The organism is Gulbenkiania mobilis, from assembly GCA_004346645.1.
In the GTDB taxonomy this organism is placed as follows: Bacteria; Pseudomonadota; Gammaproteobacteria; order Burkholderiales; family Chromobacteriaceae; genus Gulbenkiania; species Gulbenkiania mobilis.
On sequence record SMDA01000009.1, the window covers coordinates 73592 to 93063 of the forward strand.

At 64.0% G+C, this 19472-nt stretch carries 21 protein-coding genes; 14 read left to right on the forward strand and 7 right to left on the reverse strand.

The window, feature by feature from the left end; all coding sequences use genetic code 11:
* Nucleotides 1-75: 75 nt before the first annotated feature.
* The 5 genes from argC (at nt 76) to EV669_RS12420 (ending at nt 3248) form a co-directional block, all read left to right on the forward strand.
* A complete protein-coding gene (gene argC / locus EV669_RS12400; RefSeq protein ID WP_132098856.1) occupies nt 76-1104 on the forward strand; it encodes an N-acetyl-gamma-glutamyl-phosphate reductase in 1029 nt (342 codons plus the stop codon).
* A gap of 86 nt (nt 1105-1190) precedes the next feature.
* Nucleotides 1191-1541 carry an iron-sulfur cluster insertion protein ErpA gene (gene erpA / locus EV669_RS12405; RefSeq protein WP_054284833.1) on the forward strand — a complete coding sequence of 117 codons (351 nt, stop codon included), beginning with the start codon at nt 1191-1193 and terminating at the stop codon, nt 1539-1541.
* Nucleotides 1542-1605: 64 nt separating this feature from the next.
* Nucleotides 1606-2469 (forward strand): CheR family methyltransferase, encoded by an 864-nt coding sequence (locus EV669_RS12410; protein WP_054284832.1) that lies wholly within the window; start codon nt 1606-1608, stop codon nt 2467-2469.
* A gap of 21 nt (nt 2470-2490) precedes the next feature.
* Entirely contained in the window at nt 2491-2871 is a 381-nt protein-coding gene (locus EV669_RS12415) for a group II truncated hemoglobin (RefSeq protein WP_054284831.1), read from the forward strand.
* Between the two features lie 38 nt (nt 2872-2909).
* Nucleotides 2910-3248: a hypothetical protein gene (locus EV669_RS12420; protein ID WP_132098857.1), complete on the forward strand. Its 339-nt coding sequence runs from the start codon at nt 2910-2912 to the stop codon at nt 3246-3248.
* Nucleotides 3249-3254: 6 nt separating this feature from the next.
* Here the strand turns inward: EV669_RS12420 and EV669_RS12425 are convergent, their stop codons facing one another.
* On the reverse strand, nt 3255-3614 hold the full coding sequence (locus EV669_RS12425; protein ID WP_054284829.1) for a dihydroneopterin aldolase: 360 nt from the start codon (nt 3612-3614) through the stop codon (nt 3255-3257).
* 71 nt (nt 3615-3685) lie between these two features.
* Here EV669_RS12425 and plsY point away from each other — a divergent pair, with 71 nt between their 5' ends.
* Complete coding sequence (gene plsY, locus EV669_RS12430) at nt 3686-4318, forward strand: glycerol-3-phosphate 1-O-acyltransferase PlsY (protein ID WP_054284828.1); 633 nt, start codon at nt 3686-3688, stop codon at nt 4316-4318.
* A gap of 70 nt (nt 4319-4388) precedes the next feature.
* Here the strand turns inward: plsY and EV669_RS12435 are convergent, their stop codons facing one another.
* Entirely contained in the window at nt 4389-5348 is a 960-nt protein-coding gene (locus EV669_RS12435) for a histone deacetylase family protein (RefSeq protein WP_132098858.1), read from the reverse strand.
* A 74-nt stretch (nt 5349-5422) separates the two neighbouring features.
* On the opposite strand from EV669_RS12435, the gene EV669_RS12440 reads away from it, so the two are divergent.
* From EV669_RS12440 to EV669_RS12450, 3 genes are read left to right on the forward strand one after another with little or no spacing between them, the layout of a single operon-like run.
* Nucleotides 5423-6331 (forward strand): AAA family ATPase, encoded by a 909-nt coding sequence (locus EV669_RS12440; RefSeq protein WP_054284826.1) that lies wholly within the window; start codon nt 5423-5425, stop codon nt 6329-6331.
* Nucleotides 6315-7265 carry a DUF58 domain-containing protein gene (locus EV669_RS12445; protein ID WP_055434468.1) on the forward strand — a complete coding sequence of 317 codons (951 nt, stop codon included), beginning with the start codon at nt 6315-6317 and terminating at the stop codon, nt 7263-7265. The genes EV669_RS12440 and EV669_RS12445 overlap by 17 nt, the downstream gene beginning before the upstream one ends.
* Nucleotides 7262-9211 (forward strand): transglutaminase TgpA family protein, encoded by a 1950-nt coding sequence (locus EV669_RS12450; protein WP_132098859.1) that lies wholly within the window; start codon nt 7262-7264, stop codon nt 9209-9211. The genes EV669_RS12445 and EV669_RS12450 overlap by 4 nt, the downstream gene beginning before the upstream one ends.
* Nucleotides 9212-9370: 159 nt before the next feature.
* Here the strand turns inward: EV669_RS12450 and rpoS are convergent, their stop codons facing one another.
* From rpoS to nadA, 5 genes are all read right to left on the reverse strand, one after another.
* Nucleotides 9371-10315, reverse strand: coding sequence for an RNA polymerase sigma factor RpoS (gene rpoS, locus EV669_RS12455; protein ID WP_132098860.1), 945 nt, complete (start codon nt 10313-10315; stop codon nt 9371-9373).
* A gap of 44 nt (nt 10316-10359) precedes the next feature.
* Entirely contained in the window at nt 10360-11460 is a 1101-nt protein-coding gene (locus EV669_RS12460; RefSeq protein WP_132098861.1) for a peptidoglycan DD-metalloendopeptidase family protein, read from the reverse strand.
* A 62-nt stretch (nt 11461-11522) separates the two neighbouring features.
* Complete coding sequence (locus EV669_RS12465; protein WP_054284821.1) at nt 11523-12191, reverse strand: protein-L-isoaspartate(D-aspartate) O-methyltransferase; 669 nt, start codon at nt 12189-12191, stop codon at nt 11523-11525.
* Nucleotides 12176-12919 carry a 5'/3'-nucleotidase SurE gene (surE, locus tag EV669_RS12470; protein ID WP_132098862.1) on the reverse strand — a complete coding sequence of 248 codons (744 nt, stop codon included), beginning with the start codon at nt 12917-12919 and terminating at the stop codon, nt 12176-12178. The genes EV669_RS12465 and surE overlap by 16 nt, the downstream gene beginning before the upstream one ends.
* A gap of 103 nt (nt 12920-13022) precedes the next feature.
* Nucleotides 13023-13940 carry a quinolinate synthase NadA gene (gene nadA / locus EV669_RS12475; protein WP_054284819.1) on the reverse strand — a complete coding sequence of 306 codons (918 nt, stop codon included), beginning with the start codon at nt 13938-13940 and terminating at the stop codon, nt 13023-13025.
* A 176-nt stretch (nt 13941-14116) separates the two neighbouring features.
* On the opposite strand from nadA, the gene EV669_RS12480 reads away from it, so the two are divergent.
* From EV669_RS12480 to trmD, 5 genes are all read left to right on the forward strand, one after another.
* Nucleotides 14117-15124, forward strand: a complete 1008-nt coding sequence (locus tag EV669_RS12480) for a cation diffusion facilitator family transporter (RefSeq protein ID WP_054284818.1) — start codon at nt 14117-14119, stop codon at nt 15122-15124.
* A complete protein-coding gene (locus EV669_RS12485) occupies nt 15121-17802 on the forward strand; it encodes a bifunctional acetate--CoA ligase family protein/GNAT family N-acetyltransferase (RefSeq protein ID WP_054284817.1) in 2682 nt (893 codons plus the stop codon). The genes EV669_RS12480 and EV669_RS12485 overlap by 4 nt, the downstream gene beginning before the upstream one ends.
* 121 nt (nt 17803-17923) lie before the next feature.
* Nucleotides 17924-18172 carry a 30S ribosomal protein S16 gene (rpsP, locus tag EV669_RS12490; RefSeq protein WP_054284816.1) on the forward strand — a complete coding sequence of 83 codons (249 nt, stop codon included), beginning with the start codon at nt 17924-17926 and terminating at the stop codon, nt 18170-18172.
* Between the two features lie 26 nt (nt 18173-18198).
* Nucleotides 18199-18705, forward strand: a complete 507-nt coding sequence (gene rimM, locus EV669_RS12495) for a ribosome maturation factor RimM (RefSeq protein WP_055434472.1) — start codon at nt 18199-18201, stop codon at nt 18703-18705.
* Nucleotides 18705-19472 (forward strand): tRNA (guanosine(37)-N1)-methyltransferase TrmD, encoded by a 768-nt coding sequence (gene trmD, locus EV669_RS12500; RefSeq protein WP_132098863.1) that lies wholly within the window; start codon nt 18705-18707, stop codon nt 19470-19472. Before rimM ends, trmD begins: the two co-directional genes overlap by 1 nt.

The following is a 19472-nucleotide window of genomic DNA, read 5'->3' on the forward strand; positions in this document are numbered from 1 at the left end:
AGTGTGGCTTGCGAGCCACGGCGGCCCTCCGTAGACTGTCGACTTTGCGACATTTTTTTACAGAAGGGGCTCTGCATGATCAAGGTGGGCATCGTCGGCGGAACCGGCTATACCGGAGTGGAACTCTTGCGCCTGCTGGCAGCGCACCCGCAGGCCCGGGTGATGGCTGTCACCTCGCGCAAGGAAGCAGGCATGAAGGTGGCCGAGCTCTTCCCGAGCCTGCGCGGACATGTGGATGTGGCGTTCAGCACACCGGACGAAGCCTGTCTCAGCGAATGCGACGTGGTGTTCTTTGCCACGCCCAACGGTATTGCCATGCAGGAAGCCCAAGCTCTTCTGGACGCTGGCGTCCGCGTCATAGATCTTGCGGCCGACTTCCGCATCCGGGATGTGGCCGAGTGGGAAAAATGGTATGGCATGGCGCATGCCGCCCCGGCTTTGGTGGGAGAGGCGGTGTATGGGCTGCCGGAGGTTAACCGCGAAGCCATCCGGTCCGCGCGGCTGATTGCCAATCCAGGCTGCTACCCCACGGCCGTACAGCTGGGTTTCCTGCCGTTGATCGAAGCCGGAATCGTCGAGCCTGATCATCTCGTGGCCGACTGCAAGTCCGGCGTGTCCGGTGCGGGGCGCAAGGCCGAAGTCCATGCCTTGCTGCCGGAGGCCGCCGATTCCTTCAAGGCCTATGGCGTGGCCGGCCATCGCCATCTGCCGGAAATCCGGCAGGGTCTGGCGCGCATGGCAGGCAGTCCGGTGGGGCTCACCTTCGTGCCGCATCTGGCGCCAATGATCCGGGGCATCCATGCCACGCTGTATGCCCGGCTGAAGGTAGAGGCCGATCTGCAGGCACTCTATGAAGCCCGCTATGCCGGGGAGCGCTTCGTGGACGTGCTCCCTGCGGGCAGCCATCCCGAGACGCGCTCGGTGCGCGGTGCCAACACCTGCCGTATTGCGGTGCACCGGCCACAGGGGGGCGACACGGTGGTGGTGCTGTCGGTGATCGATAACCTGGTTAAGGGGGCCGCGGGCCAGGCCGTGCAGAACATGAACCTGATGTTCGGGTTGGCCGAAGAGGCCGGGCTGGGGGGCGTGCCCCTAATGCCTTGACTTGATTTCTCGCCAAGCGGACCGATATCCGACTAAAATAGTAAGATAAATGCCGTCTCCGGCCCCTGTTCTGCGAGGTAAATCCAATGAATGCTCCCACCGAAATGCCGACTCCGATCAATTTCACCAACAGCGCCTGCGACAAGGTGCGGGACCTGATTGCCGAAGAGGGCAACCCCGACCTGAAGCTGCGCGTATTCGTGACCGGCGGCGGCTGTTCCGGCTTCCAGTATGGTTTCACCTTTGACGAGATCGCCAACGAGGACGACACCGCCATTGAGCGCGAGGGGGTGACCTTCCTGGTAGACCCGATGAGTTACCAGTACCTGGTGGGTGCCGAGATCGACTACCAGGAGAGTCTTGAAGGCTCGCAGTTCGTTATTCGCAATCCGAATGCGCAGACCACCTGCGGTTGCGGTTCCTCGTTCTCCGTCTGAGCACGTATACTGAGGCAAAGCGCCCGGGCCTGGTGCCCGGGCTTTTTCTTGGCGGAGACGAAAAATGAACAAGCTGCCACCGCTCACGTTGCCGAAGATCGAATTCACCCGCGAATTTCCCTTTACCGACGCTGATTTCGAACGCATCCGCAAACTGATCCATAAGGAAGCGGGTATTGCGCTCAACCCATCGAAAAAGGACATGGTGTACGGACGCCTGGTGCGGCGCATCCGCGACCTCAAGCTCGCCGGTTTCGGGGCCTATCTGGATTATCTGGAGTCGCTTCAGGGGAAGAAGGAGTTCGAGCAGTTCGTCAACGCGCTCACCACCAATCTGACTTTCTTCTTCCGGGAGGAGCATCATTTTCCGATGCTGGCCGAACACCTGAAGAAGAAGGCGGCAGCCGGTGGCGAGCTGAGTATCTGGTGCGCGGCCGCCTCCACCGGAGAGGAACCCTACTCGCTGGCAATGACAGTGCTGGAGAGCCTGGGCGGCAGCATGCGTACGCCAGCGGTCTCCATACTGGCTACCGACCTGGACACCAGCGTGCTGGAAACCGGGCGCAAAGGCATCTATCCGGCCGACAAGATCGCGCGTCTGCCTGCCGGCCATGCCAGCCGCTACTTTGACAAGTTGCCGGATGGTCAATACCAGGCCAAGGCGGTACTGCGCAACATGATTACCTTCCAGCGCCTCAACCTGATCGAGGCAGCCTGGAACGTGCGCAAGACCTTCGATGCCATTTTTTGCCGCAACGTGATGATCTACTTCGACCGCGACACGCAGCTGGCCGTGCTGAAGAAGTTTCACCCGCTGCTCAAGCAGGATGGCCTGTTGTTCGTCGGACACTCGGAAAATTTTTACTTTGCCTCGGACTACTTCAAGTTGCGCGGCAAGACAGTCTATGAAAAGGCGGGCGGCCGCTGAGCGTCGCCCGAACGGATACGGATGCAAGCAGCAAGCCCTTATGAACTGATGGGTGGAGCCGGCGTGGTGCGCTGGCTGACCGACCGCTTCTACGACATCATGGACACCGACCCGGCGGTCAAACCGCTGCGCGATATGCACCCTGCGGACTTGGGTGAATCGCGCGAAAAGCTGTTCCTGTTTCTGTCGGGCTGGCTGGGCGGCCCCTCACTCTACATGGAGAAGTACGGTCATCCGCGCTTGCGGATGCGGCACATGCCGTTTGCCATCGACGAGGCCGCACGCGATCAGTGGATGGCCTGCATGCGTCAAGCAGTGTCCGAACTGATGCTGGAAGAAGAGGTCAAGCTGCAACTGCTGGAAGCGTTCCACAATACCGCCGACTTCATGCGCAACCGCTAGAGCGCTGGGGTGGGCACGGTGCCTGCTCTGGGGTGGACATGTCCATTCCTGTCCCCTTGGGGGAGGTCGCCATGTCCGCCATTGCTCCAATCCGCCTTTTCGCCTTCACGGCCGCGCTGGCGGCCCCGGTCCAGGCCGCCTGTCCCCCCGAAGCATGGCTGTGTGCCTCCCCTCAGATGAGCCTGCGCGAGGCGATCCACCCCAGTCTTTCCAAGGACGAGGGGGTGCTGATGCTGGGCAGCAAATTCGGCTTTGAGCGTGTGGAGGGCGAGAAATTCGACTTTCGGCCAACCTTCAGGCTGTCTGAGGACAGCAAGCTGTCCGTCAAGCTCAACAAGAAGAAGGCAGAACTGCGGTTCAGAATGACGTTGGACTAGTCACCATCAGCGCGGACGATGGCCGCGCTCGATAGCCACGCCTACCCGTTTGACCCCCGGCAGGATGCCCAGCTTGGTCACCGCCACTTTCACCCACGGTGCACCGAACTCGTCGCGGATGATGCCCGCGATGTATTCCGCCAGTGCCTCGATCAGCAGGAAGTGCCGTTCGGCCAGGGCGCGCCGCAGGCGCTCCACCACCACGCCGTAATGGATCGTGTCGCCGATGTTGTCGCTGTGGCACGCCGCTTCGCTGGGAATGCCGATTTCCAGGTCGATTTCGATGGTCTGTGGGGCCGTTCGCTCCCAGTCGTAGACGCCGATGACCGTTTCGGCGCGCACTTCGCGCAAGAAGATGATGTCCATTCCGATGTGGCGGTTGGGGAAACCCGCCCGATACCGTAAAATTCCGAATCCTGCATTCTAGTGGATAGTCCATGACCACGACAGCCTTTGCCTTTGTGGCGCTTGCCTACCTGCTGGGCTCGCTTTCTTTCGCCGTGATCGTATCGCGCCTGATGGGCATGGCCGATCCGCGCACCTACGGTTCCAAGAATCCGGGCGCTACCAATGTGTTGCGCTCCGGACGCAAGCTGGCGGCCATCCTCACCCTGCTGGGCGACGGGCTCAAGGGTTGGGTAGCCGTAGCGCTGGCCGCGTGGTTGGGCCCGCGCTATGGCCTGGACACGCAGACAGTGGTGGCGTGCGGCTTGGCGGTGCTCATCGGGCACATGTGGCCAGTGTTTTTCGGCTTCAAGGGCGGAAAAGGAGTGGCCACGGCGGTGGGGGTATTGTTCGGCTTCAACGTGTGGCTGGCGCTGGCGGCGATCGCCACCTGGCTTTTCATCGCTCTGGTGCTGAAGATTTCCTCGCTGGCCGCGCTGATCGCTTCGGTGCTCGTGCCCGTGTACGCCTACTTCATCGTTGGCCCGCAGAGCAGCTATTTTGGAGCCTGCATCATCATTGCCATCCTGGTGGTGCACCGTCACAAGAGCAACCTCATCAACCTGCTCACGGGCCAGGAAGACCGGATCGGCAGCAAAGCTGACGCGGCAGTCCGCGAGGACTGAGCCCTTTTTGTTGCTGCAAAAAAGCCGGCGTACTACGCCGGCTTTTGCTTTGCACGGTTGGCCGAAGCGCTCAGGCGTCGGAGAGTACCTTGAGGTGGGCCGCCACGCTGCGCGCAAGCGAGGAGAGGTCATAACCGCCTTCCAGCACCGACACGATCCTTCCCTGGCAGTAGAGGTCGGCGATCTGGACCAGGTGCCGTGTCACCCACTCATAGTCGGACTCCACCAGGCCCAGCGAGCCCATGTCGTCCTCGCGGTGGGCGTCGAAGCCTGCGGAAATGAACAGCATCTGCGGCTGAAAGTCGTGCAGGGCCGGCAGCCAGACGTTCTCCACCACTTCCCGGAACTCGCGTCCGGTGCTGCCCGCCTTGAGCGGGATGTTGTGCATGTTGGGCCCCATCGGCTTGTCGCCGGAGTACGGGTAGAAGGGATGCTGGAAGATCGACACCATCATCACGCGCGGGTCGTCGCGGAAGATTTCTTCGGTGCCGTTGCCGTGATGCACGTCGAAATCGATGATGGCGACGCGCTCGAACTTGTAATGGGACAGGGCGTGCGCCACCCCTACGGCCAGGTTGTTGAAGAAGCAGAACCCCATCGCCTTGGCGCTCTCGGCATGGTGTCCGGGCGGGCGTACCGCACAGAAGGCATTGGGTGCCTTCTCCTCACAGACGAGTTCCACCGCTTTTACCACGGCCCCTGCAGCGCGCCGGGCCGCCTCCAGCGTGCCCGGTGACATGGCCGTGTCCGGATCCATGCGGAAAGTGCCCACCGATGGTGCGCAAGCCTCGATGTATTCCACGTAGCGGGGCGGGTGCACGCGCGCTAATTGCTGGGCAGTGACCAGCGGCGCTTCCACCTCCTGAAGGAAGTCGAAGATCTGTGCGGCCATCAGCTGGTCGCGGATGGCGCTCAGTCGTTCTGGGCACTCCGGGTGACCGACCCCCATGTTGTGCTTCAGGCAATCCGAATGGGTGAGATAGGCGGTCAGGCCGGTACGGTGCCAGCGGGTCTTCAGCCAGGTGAACACGTGCGTTTCCTTGTTGCGTACAATGGGGCGCAGTTTATGACTTTTTAATAAATAGTGCGCGTAACGGGGCCTAAATGCAATCGTTCGACCTTGCCTTGCGACAACTGAACGGGCTGATCCTCGGCAAGCCCGTGGCGGTACGGCTGGCCGTCACCTGCCTGCTGGCCGGAGGCCACCTCCTGATCGAGGACACGCCGGGCGTGGGCAAAACCACACTGGCGCATGGTTTGGCCACCGTCATGGGGCTGGACTACCGACGGGTACAGTTTACCGCCGACCTGCTGCCTGCCGACATCCTCGGCAGCAGCATTTTCGAGCGCGAAACCGGTGGTTTCCGCTTCCAGCCCGGACCGGTGTTCGCGCAGCTGCTCTTGGCCGACGAGATCAACCGCGCGTCTCCGAAGGTGCAGTCTGCGCTGCTCGAAGCAATGGAGGAGCATCAGGTCACCATCGAAGGTGTGACGCGCACCCTGCCTGAACCCTTCTTCGTCATCGCTACCCAGAACCCGGCCGAGCAGTTGGGCACCTTTCCGCTGCCCGAATCGCAGTTGGATCGCTTTCTGATGCGGGTATCGCTTGGCTACCCGCCGCGTGAGGCCGAGCGGGCGCTGCTGATGGGAGAGAACCGGCGCGCCCTGCTGGCCACGCTGCTGCCCGCCCTGGACGGCGCCAGCCTGCGCCGGGCTCAGGCTGAGGCGGCGCAGCTGACGGTATCCACGGCCTTGGCCGATTACGTGCTGGCCGTGCTGGAAGCCAGTCGCCGTAGCGGCCGCTTCGTGCAGGGCCTCAGTCCACGGGCCGGACTGGCGATCATCGCGGCGGCCCGGGCCTGGGCCTGGCTGGAGGGACGCGACCATGTGCTCCCCGAAGATGTGAAGGCTACCCTGCCCAGTGTGATCGGCCACCGGCTGGTGCCGCTGGAGCCGGGCGTGACCATCGAGGAAGAAGTGGCGCGGCTGGTGATGCATGTTGCCGTTCCGTGACACCCTGCGCGGCTGGCTGCTGCGGCGCCTGCCAGCGGTCGGGCGGCAGCGGCTGACCCAGCAGCGTATTTATCTGCTGCCCACACCGTTTGGCGCACTGCTCCTGCTGGTGGCTGCTGCCGTGTGGGTGGGAGCGCTCAACTACGGCGTCAGCCTGGCCTATGCCCTGGCCTTCTGGGTGCTGGCCCTGGTGTGCGTTTCCATCCTGATGGGCTTTCGGCAGCTGCATGGCCTGGTGATCGCCTGCGAGGGATGGGCGCCGGCCTTCGCCGGGGATACGGTCGGGTTTCAACTGCGGCTGACCGCGCCGGATACGCGGCTGCGCCGGCTGCAGGTGCATGTGATCGGCAGCAGCACGCCGGTGGGCGGAGCGTGCGAACTGCGTGGGGGGATGAACGCCGAGCTGACCTTGGCCGTCCCGGCAGAGCGCCGAGGCCGACTGCCCCTGCCGCCCTTCGAGGTATGCACCGAAATGCCCTTCGGCTTGGTGCGAGCGTTTGCCTACGTGAGGTTGGCCGAAACGGCGCTTGTCTATCCCCGCCCGGTGCCGGATACCGGGCGGGGCAGGCGCCAGAGCGGGGAGGAGGGCGCAGCCGTTCGCTTCCTGCCAGGTAATGACGACTTTGCCTTCCTGGCCGACTATCAGCCGGGCGACCCCTTGCGGCGTGTGGCTTGGCGCCACTGGGCACGTCGCGGCAGCTTGGTGACCAAGCGCTTTGACTCCCCCGTCGCCCAAGGCGTGGTGCGCCTTGACTGGGCCGACTACCCGCAAGGGATGGATGCAGAAAGCCGGCTGTCGCGGCTGACTTGGCGGGTACTTGAATGTGAACGACGCAGTGAGGCCTACCTGCTGCGCCTGCCGGGCATGACGATCCTGCCGGGGCGCGAAGGCAGCCTGCGGGCGCTGGCGCTCTATGGAGGGCCGTCGGCATGAACGCGGATGCAGGCCGGCGCGTGCTGCCGGTATTGTTCGCCCTGCTGCTGGTGGTCACTCCGCTGGCGTGGTACCTGCCTTTCTGGGTGACCGGGGTGTTTGCCGGCCTGGTGCTGATCCGGGCCGCGCTCGTATGGCAGCGCCGTCCCCTGCCGCCCCGCTGGCTGCTGGTGCTGGCCCTGCTCGTGCCGGTCGGCTTCCTGTGGCTAACGCTCAAGACCCTGGTTGGACGTGAGGGTGGGGTGGCGCTGCTGGTACTGCTGGCCGGCTTCAAGGCGCTGGAGACCGGTGGGCTGCGCGACTGGCGTGTGCTGCTTGCGCTGGGTTTCTTCCTGGCTGCCATGCCTCTGCTTTTCGACCAATCGCCCGCTGCGGCCGTGTGGCTGGTGGTCAGCCTGGTGGCGCTGACCTGGGCGATGGCCCGGCTGGCGGGCAATCCACCCCGTGCCGGCTGGCGGCAGACGGCCACTGCACTCGGACTGTCGCTGCCGTTGATGCTGGTGCTCTTCTTCATCATGCCGCGCCTGTCAGGGCCGTTGTGGTCGATGCCGCCCTCCCGGCAGACGGCGGTCACCGGGCTGGCCGACGACATGGCGCCCGGTTCGATCAGCCGCATCATTCCTGCCAACACGCCAGTCTTCAATGTCGTTTTCGACGGTGCGCCGCCGGCACGGAGGGACTTCTACTGGCGGGTGCGCGTGTTTGACCGTTTCGATGGCGTGCGCTGGTACGAAGCCGGAACGATCCGCGAGGAAACGCTGCAACTGCTGGGTGGCCAGCCCTACCGTTACCGAATCACCGTGAAGCCCGAACGCCGGCGGCTACCGGTGCTCGACTACCCAGCGGAAAACGCGCCCGATCCGGCCCAGCTGCAGCCGGGGCTGACCTGGAGCAGCCGGCGTAGTACGGCGGAGGAAACGATCCGCCTGCCCGCCGAGGGACGCAGCGGTGCCAGGTTGGCCGAAGCGCTGGACCCTGCCCGCCTGGCGCACTATCTGCAACTGCCGCCGGGCAACCCGCAGGCGCGTGCCTTGGCTGCAAGACTTCGGCAACGCAGTGCGGACGACCGCATTCTGTTGCGGGGGCTGCTCGACACATACCGCAGCCAACCCTTCCGTTACACGCTGACCCCGCCAGCCCTGCAGGGCCAGATCGTGGACGGCTTCCTGTTTGGCTCCCGTCAGGGCTTCTGCGAGCACTTCGCCGGTTCGTTGGCCTTCCTGGCCCGGGCAGCGGGCTTGCCAGCGCGGGTCGTCGTCGGTTATCAGGGCGGGCGCTTCAACCCGGATGGCGGCTTCTGGCAAGTGCGTTCTGCCGATGCCCATGCTTGGGTGGAAGTATGGCTGCCTTCGGAAGAGGCTTGGCTGAGGGTAGACCCCACCGCGACCGTGTCGCCTGACCGGATTGCCGCTGGCGCCGAATCGGCCCTGCCTGTCCTGCAGCCCACGGTGCCGGTGATCGGCGGGGCGCCGCCCGCTTGGCTGGGGCGCTGGCGCCAGATGGCGGAGGCTTGGTCGTTCCGCTGGCAGCAGTGGGTGGTGGGCTACGATGCGGACCGTCAGCGGCAGCTGTTCCGCCGACTGGGCCTGGGAGACGAGGTCAGCGCCCCGGTTGTGCTGCGTGGCCTGGCTGTGGGAATGCTGCTCGGCATGGTGCCACTGTTGTGGTGGTGGCGTCGTCGTCCGGTGGCAGACCCTCTGGCCAGCGGTTGGATGGCAGTGCGACGGCGGTTGCGGCGCGCTGGCATCGCCCTGGCGCCCAGCGACGGGCCCCAGGATGTGCTGGGCAAGGCAGCAGGGTTGGCCGAAGCCGATCGCATCGAGCTTGAGGCGCTGACACAGCATTACATCGACTGGCGCTATCGGGGCCAGCCTGCCTCAGCCGCCGAGATCCGCACTTGGCTGCGAGCGGTACGCCGTTTCCGTCCTCGCCAGCGCGCTGCCTGAGTGCGGGGACCACGCCGCCTGCAGGGTAGGCTACCGCAGAGGGTAGGGCGTCTTCGTGACTGCAGCCAAGCGTAGCCGCCGGCTGCTCGCGGACTAGGCGTGGCCCAGCAAAAGGGCGCGTCACCTTGCGGTGCGCGCCCGGAGAGGCCGTGTGCTGTCCTACAGCAGGAAGTCGCGTGAGATGCCTCGTCGGCGCAGGATGCGGCGCAACTGCTCCAGCCCTTCTATCTGGATCTGCCTCACCCGTTCGCGCGTCAGGCCCAGGGCTGCCGCCAGCTCCTCAAGGGTAGAGATCTCATGGCCGTTTAGCCCGTAGCGACGTTCGATCACCAGGCGCTGCTTCTCGCTCAGCTGGGCCAGCCATTCCTGCACAAACTGCTCCAGCTGCGCGTTGTGCAGCTGGATTTCTGGCTCTTCGTGCTGTTCATCTGGGATGGACTCGCCGATCGACAGCATTGGATCGATATCGAGCGGTGCATCCAGCGAGGCCATGCGCTCGTTCAGGTTCATCACCCGGCGCACCTCGTCCGGCGTTTTGCCCACCAGATGGGCGATTTCTTCCAGAGTGGGGTCGCGGCCGATCTGGCTTTCCAGATGGCGTGCTGCACGCAGGTAGACGTTTAGTTCCTTGATCACGTGCACCGGCAGGCGGATGGTGCGCGACTGGTTCATGATGGCCCGCTCGATGCTTTGGCGGATCCACCAGGTGGCATAAGTGGAAAAGCGGAAGCCGCGCTCGGGGTCGAACTTCTCCAGCGCATGCATCAGGCCGATGTTGCCTTCCTCGATCAGGTCCAGCAGCGCCAGGCCACGGTTGATGTAGTGTTTGGCAATGTTCACGACCAAGCGCAGGTTGTGCTCGATCATCTTCTGCCGTGCCGCAAAGTCGCCCTGCACCACCCGCCGGGCCAGCGCCACTTCCTCCTGCGGCGTCAGGAGGGCATTGGTGCCGATGTCGTTGAGGTAGATCTGGGTGACATCGGCCACCTCGTCGTAGGCTGGTTGTGCCGTGGCGACTTCTTCGGTCTCGCGCTCGGTCTCGGCCTCATCGAGCATTTCGGGCTCGATGACGTCTTCTTCCAGCGTTTCTAGCTCGTGGTTCATGGCTGTTCCCCCCATTCGACACCTTGGTGGGAACAGGTTCCACACTAAGGCCGGCTATCCAGGTACTGCATCGGGTCCACGGGTTTGCCGAAGCGGCGGATTTCGAAGTGGAGCTTCACCTGGTCCGCATCGGTATTGCCCATTTCTGCGATCTTCTGGCCCTTTTTGACCGACTGGCCTTCCTTGACCAGAAGCTGGCTGTTGTGGGCATAGGCCGAAAGGAAGGTCTTGTTATGCTTGATGATGATCAGCTTGCCATAACCTCTCAGGCCGTTCCCACTGTATACCACCTTGCCATCGCCAGCGGCCAGCACCGACTGCCCGATCCGGCCGCCGATGTCGATCCCCTTGTTGTTCTCCGAATACGCCTGCAGTACCTTGCCCTCGGCAGGCCAGCTCCAGATCACGCTTTCCTCGCCCACAGCCGGGGCCGGACGGTTGCTGGCCGGTGCACTGGCCTCGGGCTGGGGTGTTGCGGGTTTTGCAACAGGCGCCGAAGCGGCCGGGGCGCTGGTGCGTGGCTGGGGGGCGGCTGGAGCCGCAGACACTGGAGCGGATATGGAAGGCTTCTTGCCGCCGCCTTCGCTCAATCCGGCCAGGGAGCGCACCGATTCTTCGGAATAGGGGAGCTTCAGAGCCTTGGGATAGCTCTTGGTCTCACCGACCTGCGCTGCCGCCGGAGGCAGCGGTAGCGGAGTGACGGGTGCAACGGGAGAGGACGGGGTCGCCGTGCGCGGCGCCGGCGCGGTCGTGCCACCCGGCGGTGTCAGGCGCAGCACTTGGCCTACCTTGATGTTGAAATCCGGCAGGTTGTTCCAGGCCGCCACATCCTGATAGCGCAGGTTGTTGTTGACCGAGATGCGGTACAACGTTTCACCTGGCTGGACCACATGGGTGGTCTCGCCAGCGGAGGGCGCCTGCACCGTGCCCGGTCGCACCGGAGCCGGCATGCGCATCGGACTGGTACTGGCGCTCCCCTCCGCAGAAGGGGCCGGGTGTGGGACAGCTGGAGCGGAGCGGGCCGGTGTGCCGTGCCCGCTCTCGATCGGGGCGGGTTGCTGCGACAGCGAAGAGCAGCCAGCCATCAAGGCTAGCGGGACGAGCATCGCCAGCCCCTTGGACGGCGAGGGAAGAGTGGTAGGCATACGGAGTCTTCTAGGCCAGTAAGCAAATGATTGTAACGCGTCCGGCCGTTCGCCGGCCGGGCTCAGTTGCGGCCAGGCAGAAGGGGAACGAACTTGACCGGGTCGAGGCGGTTCTTCTGGATGCCCTGGGCGGTTTTTTCCACCAGCCACAGGTGCTGTTCCTCATCGCCCAAGGGCATGATCAGCCGGCCGCCTTCGGCCAGCTGGGCCGTCAGCGCTTCGGGCAACGTTTTGGCTGCCGCCGTCATGATGATGCCGTCGAACGGTGCGGCTTCGGGAAGGCCGAAATGGCCGTCCCCGTGCACCAGCCGGGCTTGGACCAGCTTGGCCTGTCGCAGGTTCTGCCGTGCCTTGTCGAGCAGGGCGGCGATGCGCTCGATGGAAAATACCTGGGCGCCCATGCGCACTAGGATAGCCGTCTGGTAGCCGCACCCTGTGCCGATTTCCAGCACCTTGCCCGGAGGACGGCCGGAAAACAGCAGTTCGGTCATCCGTGCCACCGTCAGCGGCTGCGAGATCGTTTGGCCGTGTCCTATGGGCAGCGAAACATCGTCATACGCGCGGGTGGCCAGCGCCTGGTCTACGAACAGGTGGCGCGGCACTTCGTAGAGGGCCGCCAGCACACGCTCGTCCCGCACGCCCGCCTGACGTAGCCGCTCCACCATCCGCATGCGGGTGCGGTCCGACAGCATGCCGTAGTTCTGTGTTACGCCGCCTAACTGCCCAGCCATGTGCGCACTCCGTCAAGTTGGTCCCGTGCCGTCAGGTCGATCATCAGCGGTGTGACCGATGCATAGCCGTTGGCCACCGCCCAGAAGTCGGTGCCTTCGGTGGCGTCCTGGGCTGCACCCACCGGGCCCACCCAGTACACCGTGTCGCCGCGCGGGTTGCTGGCCTTGATCACCGGCTCGGCATGGTGACGCCGTCCCAGCCGGGTGGTCATCAGGCCGCGCAGCGCCTCAGGGGGCACGTCCGGTACGTTCACGTTCAGCAGCTGTGGCCCCGTCAGGGGCTGCCTGCGACAACGCTCCAACAGGTGCTCCACCACCAAGGCTGCAGTATCGAAATGCTGCGGGTTGCGGCCTGCGAGCGATACGGCCACTGAGGGGATGCCAAGCAGGAAGCCTTCCGTGGCAGCGGCTACGGTCCCCGAATAGATGGTGTCGTCCCCCATGTTGGGGCCGTGGTTGATGCCGGAAAAGACCATGTCGGGCCGGTTTTCGAGCAGGCCAGTCACCGCCAGGTGCACACAATCGGTGGGCGTGCCGTTGACGTAGTGGTAGCCGCTAGGTGCGCGCCGCAGGTTGAGCGGGCGGTCCAGCGTGAGAGAGTTGCTCGCCCCGCTGCGGTCGCGTTCGGGGGCGACCACCGTTACATCGCCGTGGCGGCTCAGGGCTTCGGCCAACGCCGCAATGCCGGGGGCGAAGTAGCCGTCATCGTTGCTGACGAGGAATCTCATGGGGTCTCTTCCGACGAATGCCCCCGATTGTATCCCGCCCGGGCGGACAGGGAAACGCTCTCAAGGAGTAAGAAAAACCCGCCGGAAGGGCGGGTTCGGGAAGTCAGGCGTAGTAGCGCTGGCTGAAATCCAGCATTCTTTCGATGGGGCGGCGTGCGGCCTCCATCTGCGCTTCGGTGAGATAGTCGATGCGAATGCCCTCGCCGTTCTGGGCACGGCGCACCGCCTCGACGGTGTTCATCTTCATATAGGGACAGGAGTTGCACTGGCAACCGGCGTAGATCGGGGCTTGGCGCAGATCCAAGTCCGGCCGGGCCTGGCCCATGTTGTAGAGAATGCCGTCCTCGGTGGCCACGAAGATGACCGCGTGCGCGTCGCCTTGGAAGCTCTTTACCCAGTTGAGCATGCCCGAGGTGGAGCCGACGTATTCGGCCCGCTTGAGCACCGGCAGCGGGCTTTCGGGATGCGCAATCAGGTGTGCCTTTCCGGTTACCGCCGCCAGCGCTTCGTTCAGTGCGGTCTCGTTGAACTTGTCATGCACCTCGCACACCGCACTCCAGAGCGGCATATCGTAGCCGTACTGGTAGTTGAGGTAGGCGCCCATATTGCGGTCGGGCGAGAAGATGACCTTTTTGCCCTCGGCATAAAGATGCGCGATGATGTCGTCCACGTTGCGGCTGGTGACGATCCAGTCGGACAGGGCCTTGTGCTCGGCGCTGGAGTTGATGTACGCCACGTGCACATGATCTGGGTAGGACTCGCGCCACGCCCGGAGGGCGGACACGTCCGTCTGGGTGACCAGCGAACAGGTGGAACCCGCATCCGGCAGGACGACCTCGGCCTTCGGGTTGAGGATCTTGGCCGTTTCAGCCATGAAGCGTACGCCGGCAAAGACAATGATGTCCGCTTCGGCTTCCCGGGCGTACAAGGAGAGCTCTAGGCTGTCCCCCACCTTGTCGGCCATCTGCTGGATTTCGGGCTGGGTATAGTAGTGGGCTAGGGTGACGACGCGTTTCGTCATGATGATGAGGCTCCTTGTCGTGCCGAAGGCACAAGGCATCCTGATTTTTGATGCGCTGCAATAAAACAGTGGTGCAAAGCGGTACAGGGTAGCAACAATACAGGGTGGGCGCCAGCCGCAGTCTCCAAATTTTACGTGCTGGCCGCTATCCGGACTCGCGGTTCAGAAAGACAGACATGCAAGGACATTTTCACCTGCACGACGCAGGCCATCACGACCATTCGCACGATGACGATCATTCGGCCAACCACAGCCTTGTGTTCCGCAAGGGACTGCCGCCCGAGGAGGCACGCAGCGCCAGCCGCAAGGCGCTCAGGCTGGCATTGGTGTTGACACTCTGCTTTGCCGGGGTCGAGGCCGTGGCCGGGGTGATGACGGGCTCGCTGGCGTTGCTGTCGGACGCAGGACACATGGTGACCGATTCAGCCTCGCTGCTCCTGGCGCTGCTCTCCGCGGTCTTTGGCAACCGCCCTGCGGACGCTCGCCATTCCTACGGTCACGGCCGCACCGAAGTGATCGCCGCCCTCGTCAATAGCCTCATCATGCTGGCGCTGATCCTCTACATTGCAGTGGAAGCGGTCGCTCGGCTGCTGCATCCCGAGCCTGTCAATGGGGCCGGAGTGATGGTAGTGGCGGTGCTGGGTCTGCTCGTCAATGTTCTGGCTGCCTGGATCCTGAGCCGCGGCGCGCACACTCTCAACAGCCGGGCCGCACTGCTGCATGTCATGGGCGATCTGCTCGGCTCGGTGGCCGCGATCCTGGCCGGGGCCATCATTTATGCCACCGGCTGGACGGCGGCCGACCCCATCCTGTCGATGGGGGTGTGCCTGCTGATCCTGCGTTCGACTTGGCATCTGCTGCGTCAGTCGCTCCTCGTGCTGATGGAGGGCGTACCCGAACATCTCGACTACTATGCCATTGGCCGCGCATTGGCTGAGGTGGAAGGTGTGGTGTCGGTGCACGATCTGCACGTCTGGGCCATGTCCTCCGACCATGTGGCGCTGTCGGCACACCTGCAGGTCGGCACCCCCGAGGCTTGGCCCCGCATCCTTGCCGCCTGTCAGGCGCTGCTGTCCCGGCGCTTTGCCATCGATCACGTTACCCTGCAGGCTGAATGGCCCCTCGCCCGTACGGCGGATGCCGCAGCCACCGTTCCCGTCATCTCTCCGGACCAAAGCGCATGAAGCCGCACTACCTCACCCCGCTGTTTTCTCCGCGCAACGTCGCCGTCATCGGCGCCAGCGACACGCCCGGCTCGATCGGGCAATCGGTGTTTGCCAACCTGCTGGCGGGCAACTTCCAGGGCAAGCTGTTTCCGGTCAACCTGAACCACAAGGTAGTGGGCGGCATTCCAGCCGTGCCCTCGGTACGCCTGCTGGAGGTGCCGATCGACCTGGCCGTGGTCACCACCGCCATCCGTTCGCTTCCGGCCATCATGAAGGATTGTGGCAAGAGCGGCGTGAAGGCTGTACTGCTGGCCAAGGAGTTCGCCGACAGCGAGCAGCTGGAACGCGAGATCCTCAACGAGGCCATGTCCATTGCCCGGCATTACGGCATTCGTCTGCTCGGGCCGAACGTGCTGGGTCTGATGCGCCCCGTAGCCGGCTTCAACGCCACCAACTACACCAGCAAGGTGCGCCCGGGCAATCTGGCACTGGTGTCGCAGTCCTCCGCGCTGTGCACTGCGATGCTGGACTGGGCAGACAGCAAGGGCATCGGCTTTTCCAGCGTCATCTCGGTAGGAGAGGGGCTGGATGTCGACTTCGGCGAGATCCTCGACTATCTGGTGGCGGACTCTTTCACGCAGGGTATCCTGCTGCATGTGCACCACATCCACGACGCCCGCCGCTTCATGAGTGCGCTGCGGGCCGCCGCGCGCACCAAGCCGGTGGTGGTGATCAAGTCCGGCCGACATGAGGACGACGTAACCGGCGTGACCCACTCCAGCAACCTGGTGGAGAGCGGGGACGTGTTCGATGCGGCGCTGTCGCGTGCGGGTGTGCTGCGGGTGTCCACGATTGCCCAGCTCTTCACCGCCGCCAAGGTACTGGCCGCCAACTTCCGCGTGCAGGGCAGGCGCCTGGCCATTGTTACCAACGGCATCGGTCCGGGAGTGCTGGCGGCCGACAGTGCCTACGGCTATGGCGTCGAGCTGGCCCGTTTGTCGGAGGGCACGATGACGCTGCTCAACGAGGTCTTGCCTCGCAACTGGTCACACGGCAACCCGGTGGACATCATCGGCGATGCCAGCCCGGTCCGCTTCCGCACGGCGGTGAAAGCCTGTCTGGACGACCCGAACGTGGATGGCGTGCTCGTCATCTTCACTCCCCAGGCCGGCACCGACCATCTGACCACCGCACAGCTGATGGTGGGCCTGCAGCGGGAGGCGACCAAGCCGCTGTTCCTCTCCTGGCTGGGCGATGCCAAGGTGTCCGAAAGCCGGGATCTCTTCAGCAAGGCCAAGTGCGCCCATTTCCGGGCGCCCGAGTTTGCGGTGGAAGTGTTCCGTAACCTGGCGGCCTATCATCACAACCAGCAGCTTCTGCTGCAGACGCCCGCCCCCCTGGAGGGCATGCGCCAGAGTCCGGACCTGGCCCGCGCCCGCGCGGTGATCGACCGCTGCCTGACCGATGGCCGGCTGATCCTGTCCGAGCGCGAGTCCAAGGGTGTGCTCGACGCCTTTCGCATCCCCGTCAACCCCACACGCCTGGCGCGCAATGCGGACGAGGCGGTCAGGTTGGCCGAAGAGATCGGGTATCCCGTGGTGCTGAAGATCGACTCGCCGGACATCCTCTACAAATCGGATGTGGGCGGCGTGGAGCTCAACATCATCAACGAGACCACGCTGCGGGAGGCGTTCGCCGGCATCATGGAGCGTACCCGCAATGCTCGACCCGACGCCCTCATCGAAGGCATCTCGGTCCAGCCGATGCGCAAGCGCCGCTTTGCCCGCGAAGTGATGGTGGGGGTAACGCACGACCATGCCTTTGGCCCGGTGGTTACCTTCGGGGCCGGGGGGATCGCAGTGGAAGTGATGCGGGACCGGGCGCTGGCCTTGCCGCCGCTCAACCCCTACCTGATCGACAGCATGATTTCGATGACCCGTGTCGGCAAGATCCTCGGACACTTCAAGAATCTGCCGCCCGTGCATCTGGACGAGCTGGAGGACGTGCTGCTGCGTGTGTCGGAAATGGTGTGCGAGCTGCCAGAGATCCGCGAGATGGACATCAACCCGCTGGTGGCGGATGAACAGGGGGTGATCGCGCTGGATGCACGCATCATCATCCAGCCCGTCAAGGCGGACCATCGGCGCTACAGCCACATGGCTATCATGCCCTATCCGGCGCACATGATGCATTCGGCCAAGCTGAACGATGGCACCGTGGTCATCATCCGGCCCGTACGTCCGGAGGACGCACAGATGCAGCAGGCCTTCGTGCGCAACCTCTCCGAGGAGAGCCGTTACAACCGCTATATGTCCAGCATCAAGCAGCTGTCGCAGACCATGCTGGTGCGCTTTACGCAGCTGGACTACGACCGGGAGATGGCGCTGGCCATGACCCGACAGGCGGAGGAAGGGGAGGAGCAGCTGGCTGTCGCCCGCTTCATCACCGACCCGGACAACGAGGGCTGCGAATTCGCGCTGGAGGTGGCGGACGCCTGGCAGGGCAAGGGCATCGGTTACATCCTCATGAACGCGCTCTTTGATGCGGCGCGAGAGCAGGGCCTGAAGGTGATGCGCGGTGAGGTCCTAGCCGGGAACAAGGGCATGCTCAAGCTGATGCACAAGCTCGGTTTCACCGTGGAGCCCCATCCGGAAGACCGCGCGCTCACGCTCGTCACCAAGGATCTGGCCGTGTGAGGGCCCGGTCCGGCGCAAGCGCCCGTCCGCCCGGTACAATAAGCGCTTGCGCCATAAGGAAAAACTGGCCTAGAATTGCAGGCTTTTCTACGATACCGTTTTTATCTAAGGACCATCGACAATGGTAGTTATTCGTCTGGCTCGCGGCGGTTCCAAGAACCGTCCGTTCTACAACATCGTTGTGACCGACTCCCGCAACCGTCGTGACGGCCGCTTCGTTGAGCGCATCGGCTTCTACAACCCGGTCGCTGCCGAAGGCTCCGAGCGCGTGCGTGTTGCTGCCGATCGCCTGAACTACTGGACCGGCGTGGGCGCCCAGCTGTCCGACACCGTTGCCCGTCTGGTCAAAGGCCAGCAGCCGGCTGCCTAATCCGCTGGCGCCTGACGGAGTACTCGATGCAGGACAACGATCTGGTCGTCATGGGTCATGTCAGCGGCGCCTTCGGTGTGCGCGGCTGGGTCAAAATCCATGCCGATACCGAGTACGCCGACAGCTTGTTTGACTATCCGGTCTGGTGGCTTAACAGCGGCCAGGGCTGGAAAGCGTACACGCTTGAAACGGGGGCGGTGCAGCCCAAGGCATTGGTCGCCAAGCTTGAGGGCGTGGACGATCGTGATGTGGCGGCTGCCCTGCGGGGTTGCCGTATTGCCGTGCCGCGCAGTGAACTGCCCCCCACCGAGGAGGACGAATATTACTGGTCCGACCTGATCGGGCTGGAAGTATTCAACCGGGAAGACGCCTTCCTCGGACGCGTCACCGATCTGATGGCCACTGGCGCGAGTGACGTGCTGGTGCTGCAGGATGGTGACACCCAGCGCATGATTCCTTTTGTCAGTCAGTACATCGTGGATGTAAGCCTGGCCGACCGCAGGATCGTGGCAGACTGGGGTCTCGATTACTGATGCAGGTCGACGTCGTCACCCTGTTTCCGGAAATGTTCGGTGCGGTCACCCAAAGCGGTGTCACCCGGCGGGCACTGGAGCAGGGCCTCTGGTCGTTCCACGCCTGGAATCCGCGCGACTTCACCCACGACAATTACCGACGGGTGGATGACCGCCCCTTTGGGGGTGGTCCGGGCATGGTGATGTTGCCCGAGCCGCTCGAAAAGGCGCTCGATGCCGCGCGCCGCCGCCAAAGTGCGGCTGGGGTGGAAAGCCCCCGCGTGCTGTACCTTTCGCCGCAAGGAGCGCCTCTGACGCATGCCCGGGCCCAGGCACTGGCTGCGCTGCCGGGCCTGGTGCTGCTGTGTGGACGGTATGAGGGTGTGGACGAGCGGGTGATCGAACGCCAAGTGGACGAGGAAGTTTCCATCGGCGATTACGTCCTGTCAGGTGGCGAGCTGCCTGCCATGGTGCTGATGGATGCGCTGGTGCGCTTGTTGCCCGGCGCGCTGAACGATGCCCAGTCCGCCAGCGAGGACTCGTTTGCAACGGGCCTTCTGGACTGTCCGCATTACACCCGGCCCGAAGAATATCAGGGGCTGCGGGTGCCGGAGGTGTTGTTATCCGGCAACCACGCCCTGATCGCGCGCTGGCGCCTCAAGCAGGCGCTGGGTCGCACATGGAAGCGCCGTCCCGAGCTGCTCGAAGGACGTGCGTTGACAAAACAGGAGTCTCGGCTGCTGGCGGAGTACCAGCAGGAACAAGACTCGATAAAAAAGGAGCTTTGA

What these genes read in the sequence shown, in the direction of transcription:
- argC (WP_132098856.1), top strand. Translation starts at nt 76, where the DNA reads ATGATCAAGGTGGGCATCGTCGGCGGAACCGGCTATACCGGAGTGGAA.
- erpA (WP_054284833.1), top strand. Translation starts at nt 1,191, where the DNA reads ATGAATGCTCCCACCGAAATGCCGACTCCGATCAATTTCACCAACAGC.
- EV669_RS12410 (WP_054284832.1), top strand. Translation starts at nt 1,606, where the DNA reads ATGAACAAGCTGCCACCGCTCACGTTGCCGAAGATCGAATTCACCCGC.
- EV669_RS12415 (WP_054284831.1), top strand. Translation starts at nt 2,491, where the DNA reads ATGCAAGCAGCAAGCCCTTATGAACTGATGGGTGGAGCCGGCGTGGTG.
- EV669_RS12420 (WP_132098857.1), top strand. Translation starts at nt 2,910, where the DNA reads ATGTCCATTCCTGTCCCCTTGGGGGAGGTCGCCATGTCCGCCATTGCT.
- EV669_RS12425 (WP_054284829.1), bottom strand. Translation starts at nt 3,614, where the DNA reads ATGGACATCATCTTCTTGCGCGAAGTGCGCGCCGAAACGGTCATCGGC.
- plsY (WP_054284828.1), top strand. Translation starts at nt 3,686, where the DNA reads ATGACCACGACAGCCTTTGCCTTTGTGGCGCTTGCCTACCTGCTGGGC.
- EV669_RS12440 (WP_054284826.1), top strand. Translation starts at nt 5,423, where the DNA reads ATGCAATCGTTCGACCTTGCCTTGCGACAACTGAACGGGCTGATCCTC.
- EV669_RS12445 (WP_055434468.1), top strand. Translation starts at nt 6,315, where the DNA reads ATGTTGCCGTTCCGTGACACCCTGCGCGGCTGGCTGCTGCGGCGCCTG.
- EV669_RS12450 (WP_132098859.1), top strand. Translation starts at nt 7,262, where the DNA reads ATGAACGCGGATGCAGGCCGGCGCGTGCTGCCGGTATTGTTCGCCCTG.
- rpoS (WP_132098860.1), bottom strand. Translation starts at nt 10,315, where the DNA reads ATGAACCACGAGCTAGAAACGCTGGAAGAAGACGTCATCGAGCCCGAA.
- EV669_RS12460 (WP_132098861.1), bottom strand. Translation starts at nt 11,460, where the DNA reads ATGCCTACCACTCTTCCCTCGCCGTCCAAGGGGCTGGCGATGCTCGTC.
- EV669_RS12465 (WP_054284821.1), bottom strand. Translation starts at nt 12,191, where the DNA reads ATGGCTGGGCAGTTAGGCGGCGTAACACAGAACTACGGCATGCTGTCG.
- surE (WP_132098862.1), bottom strand. Translation starts at nt 12,919, where the DNA reads ATGAGATTCCTCGTCAGCAACGATGACGGCTACTTCGCCCCCGGCATT.
- nadA (WP_054284819.1), bottom strand. Translation starts at nt 13,940, where the DNA reads ATGACGAAACGCGTCGTCACCCTAGCCCACTACTATACCCAGCCCGAA.
- EV669_RS12480 (WP_054284818.1), top strand. Translation starts at nt 14,117, where the DNA reads ATGCAAGGACATTTTCACCTGCACGACGCAGGCCATCACGACCATTCG.
- EV669_RS12485 (WP_054284817.1), top strand. Translation starts at nt 15,121, where the DNA reads ATGAAGCCGCACTACCTCACCCCGCTGTTTTCTCCGCGCAACGTCGCC.
- rpsP (WP_054284816.1), top strand. Translation starts at nt 17,924, where the DNA reads ATGGTAGTTATTCGTCTGGCTCGCGGCGGTTCCAAGAACCGTCCGTTC.
- rimM (WP_055434472.1), top strand. Translation starts at nt 18,199, where the DNA reads ATGCAGGACAACGATCTGGTCGTCATGGGTCATGTCAGCGGCGCCTTC.
- trmD (WP_132098863.1), top strand. Translation starts at nt 18,705, where the DNA reads ATGCAGGTCGACGTCGTCACCCTGTTTCCGGAAATGTTCGGTGCGGTC.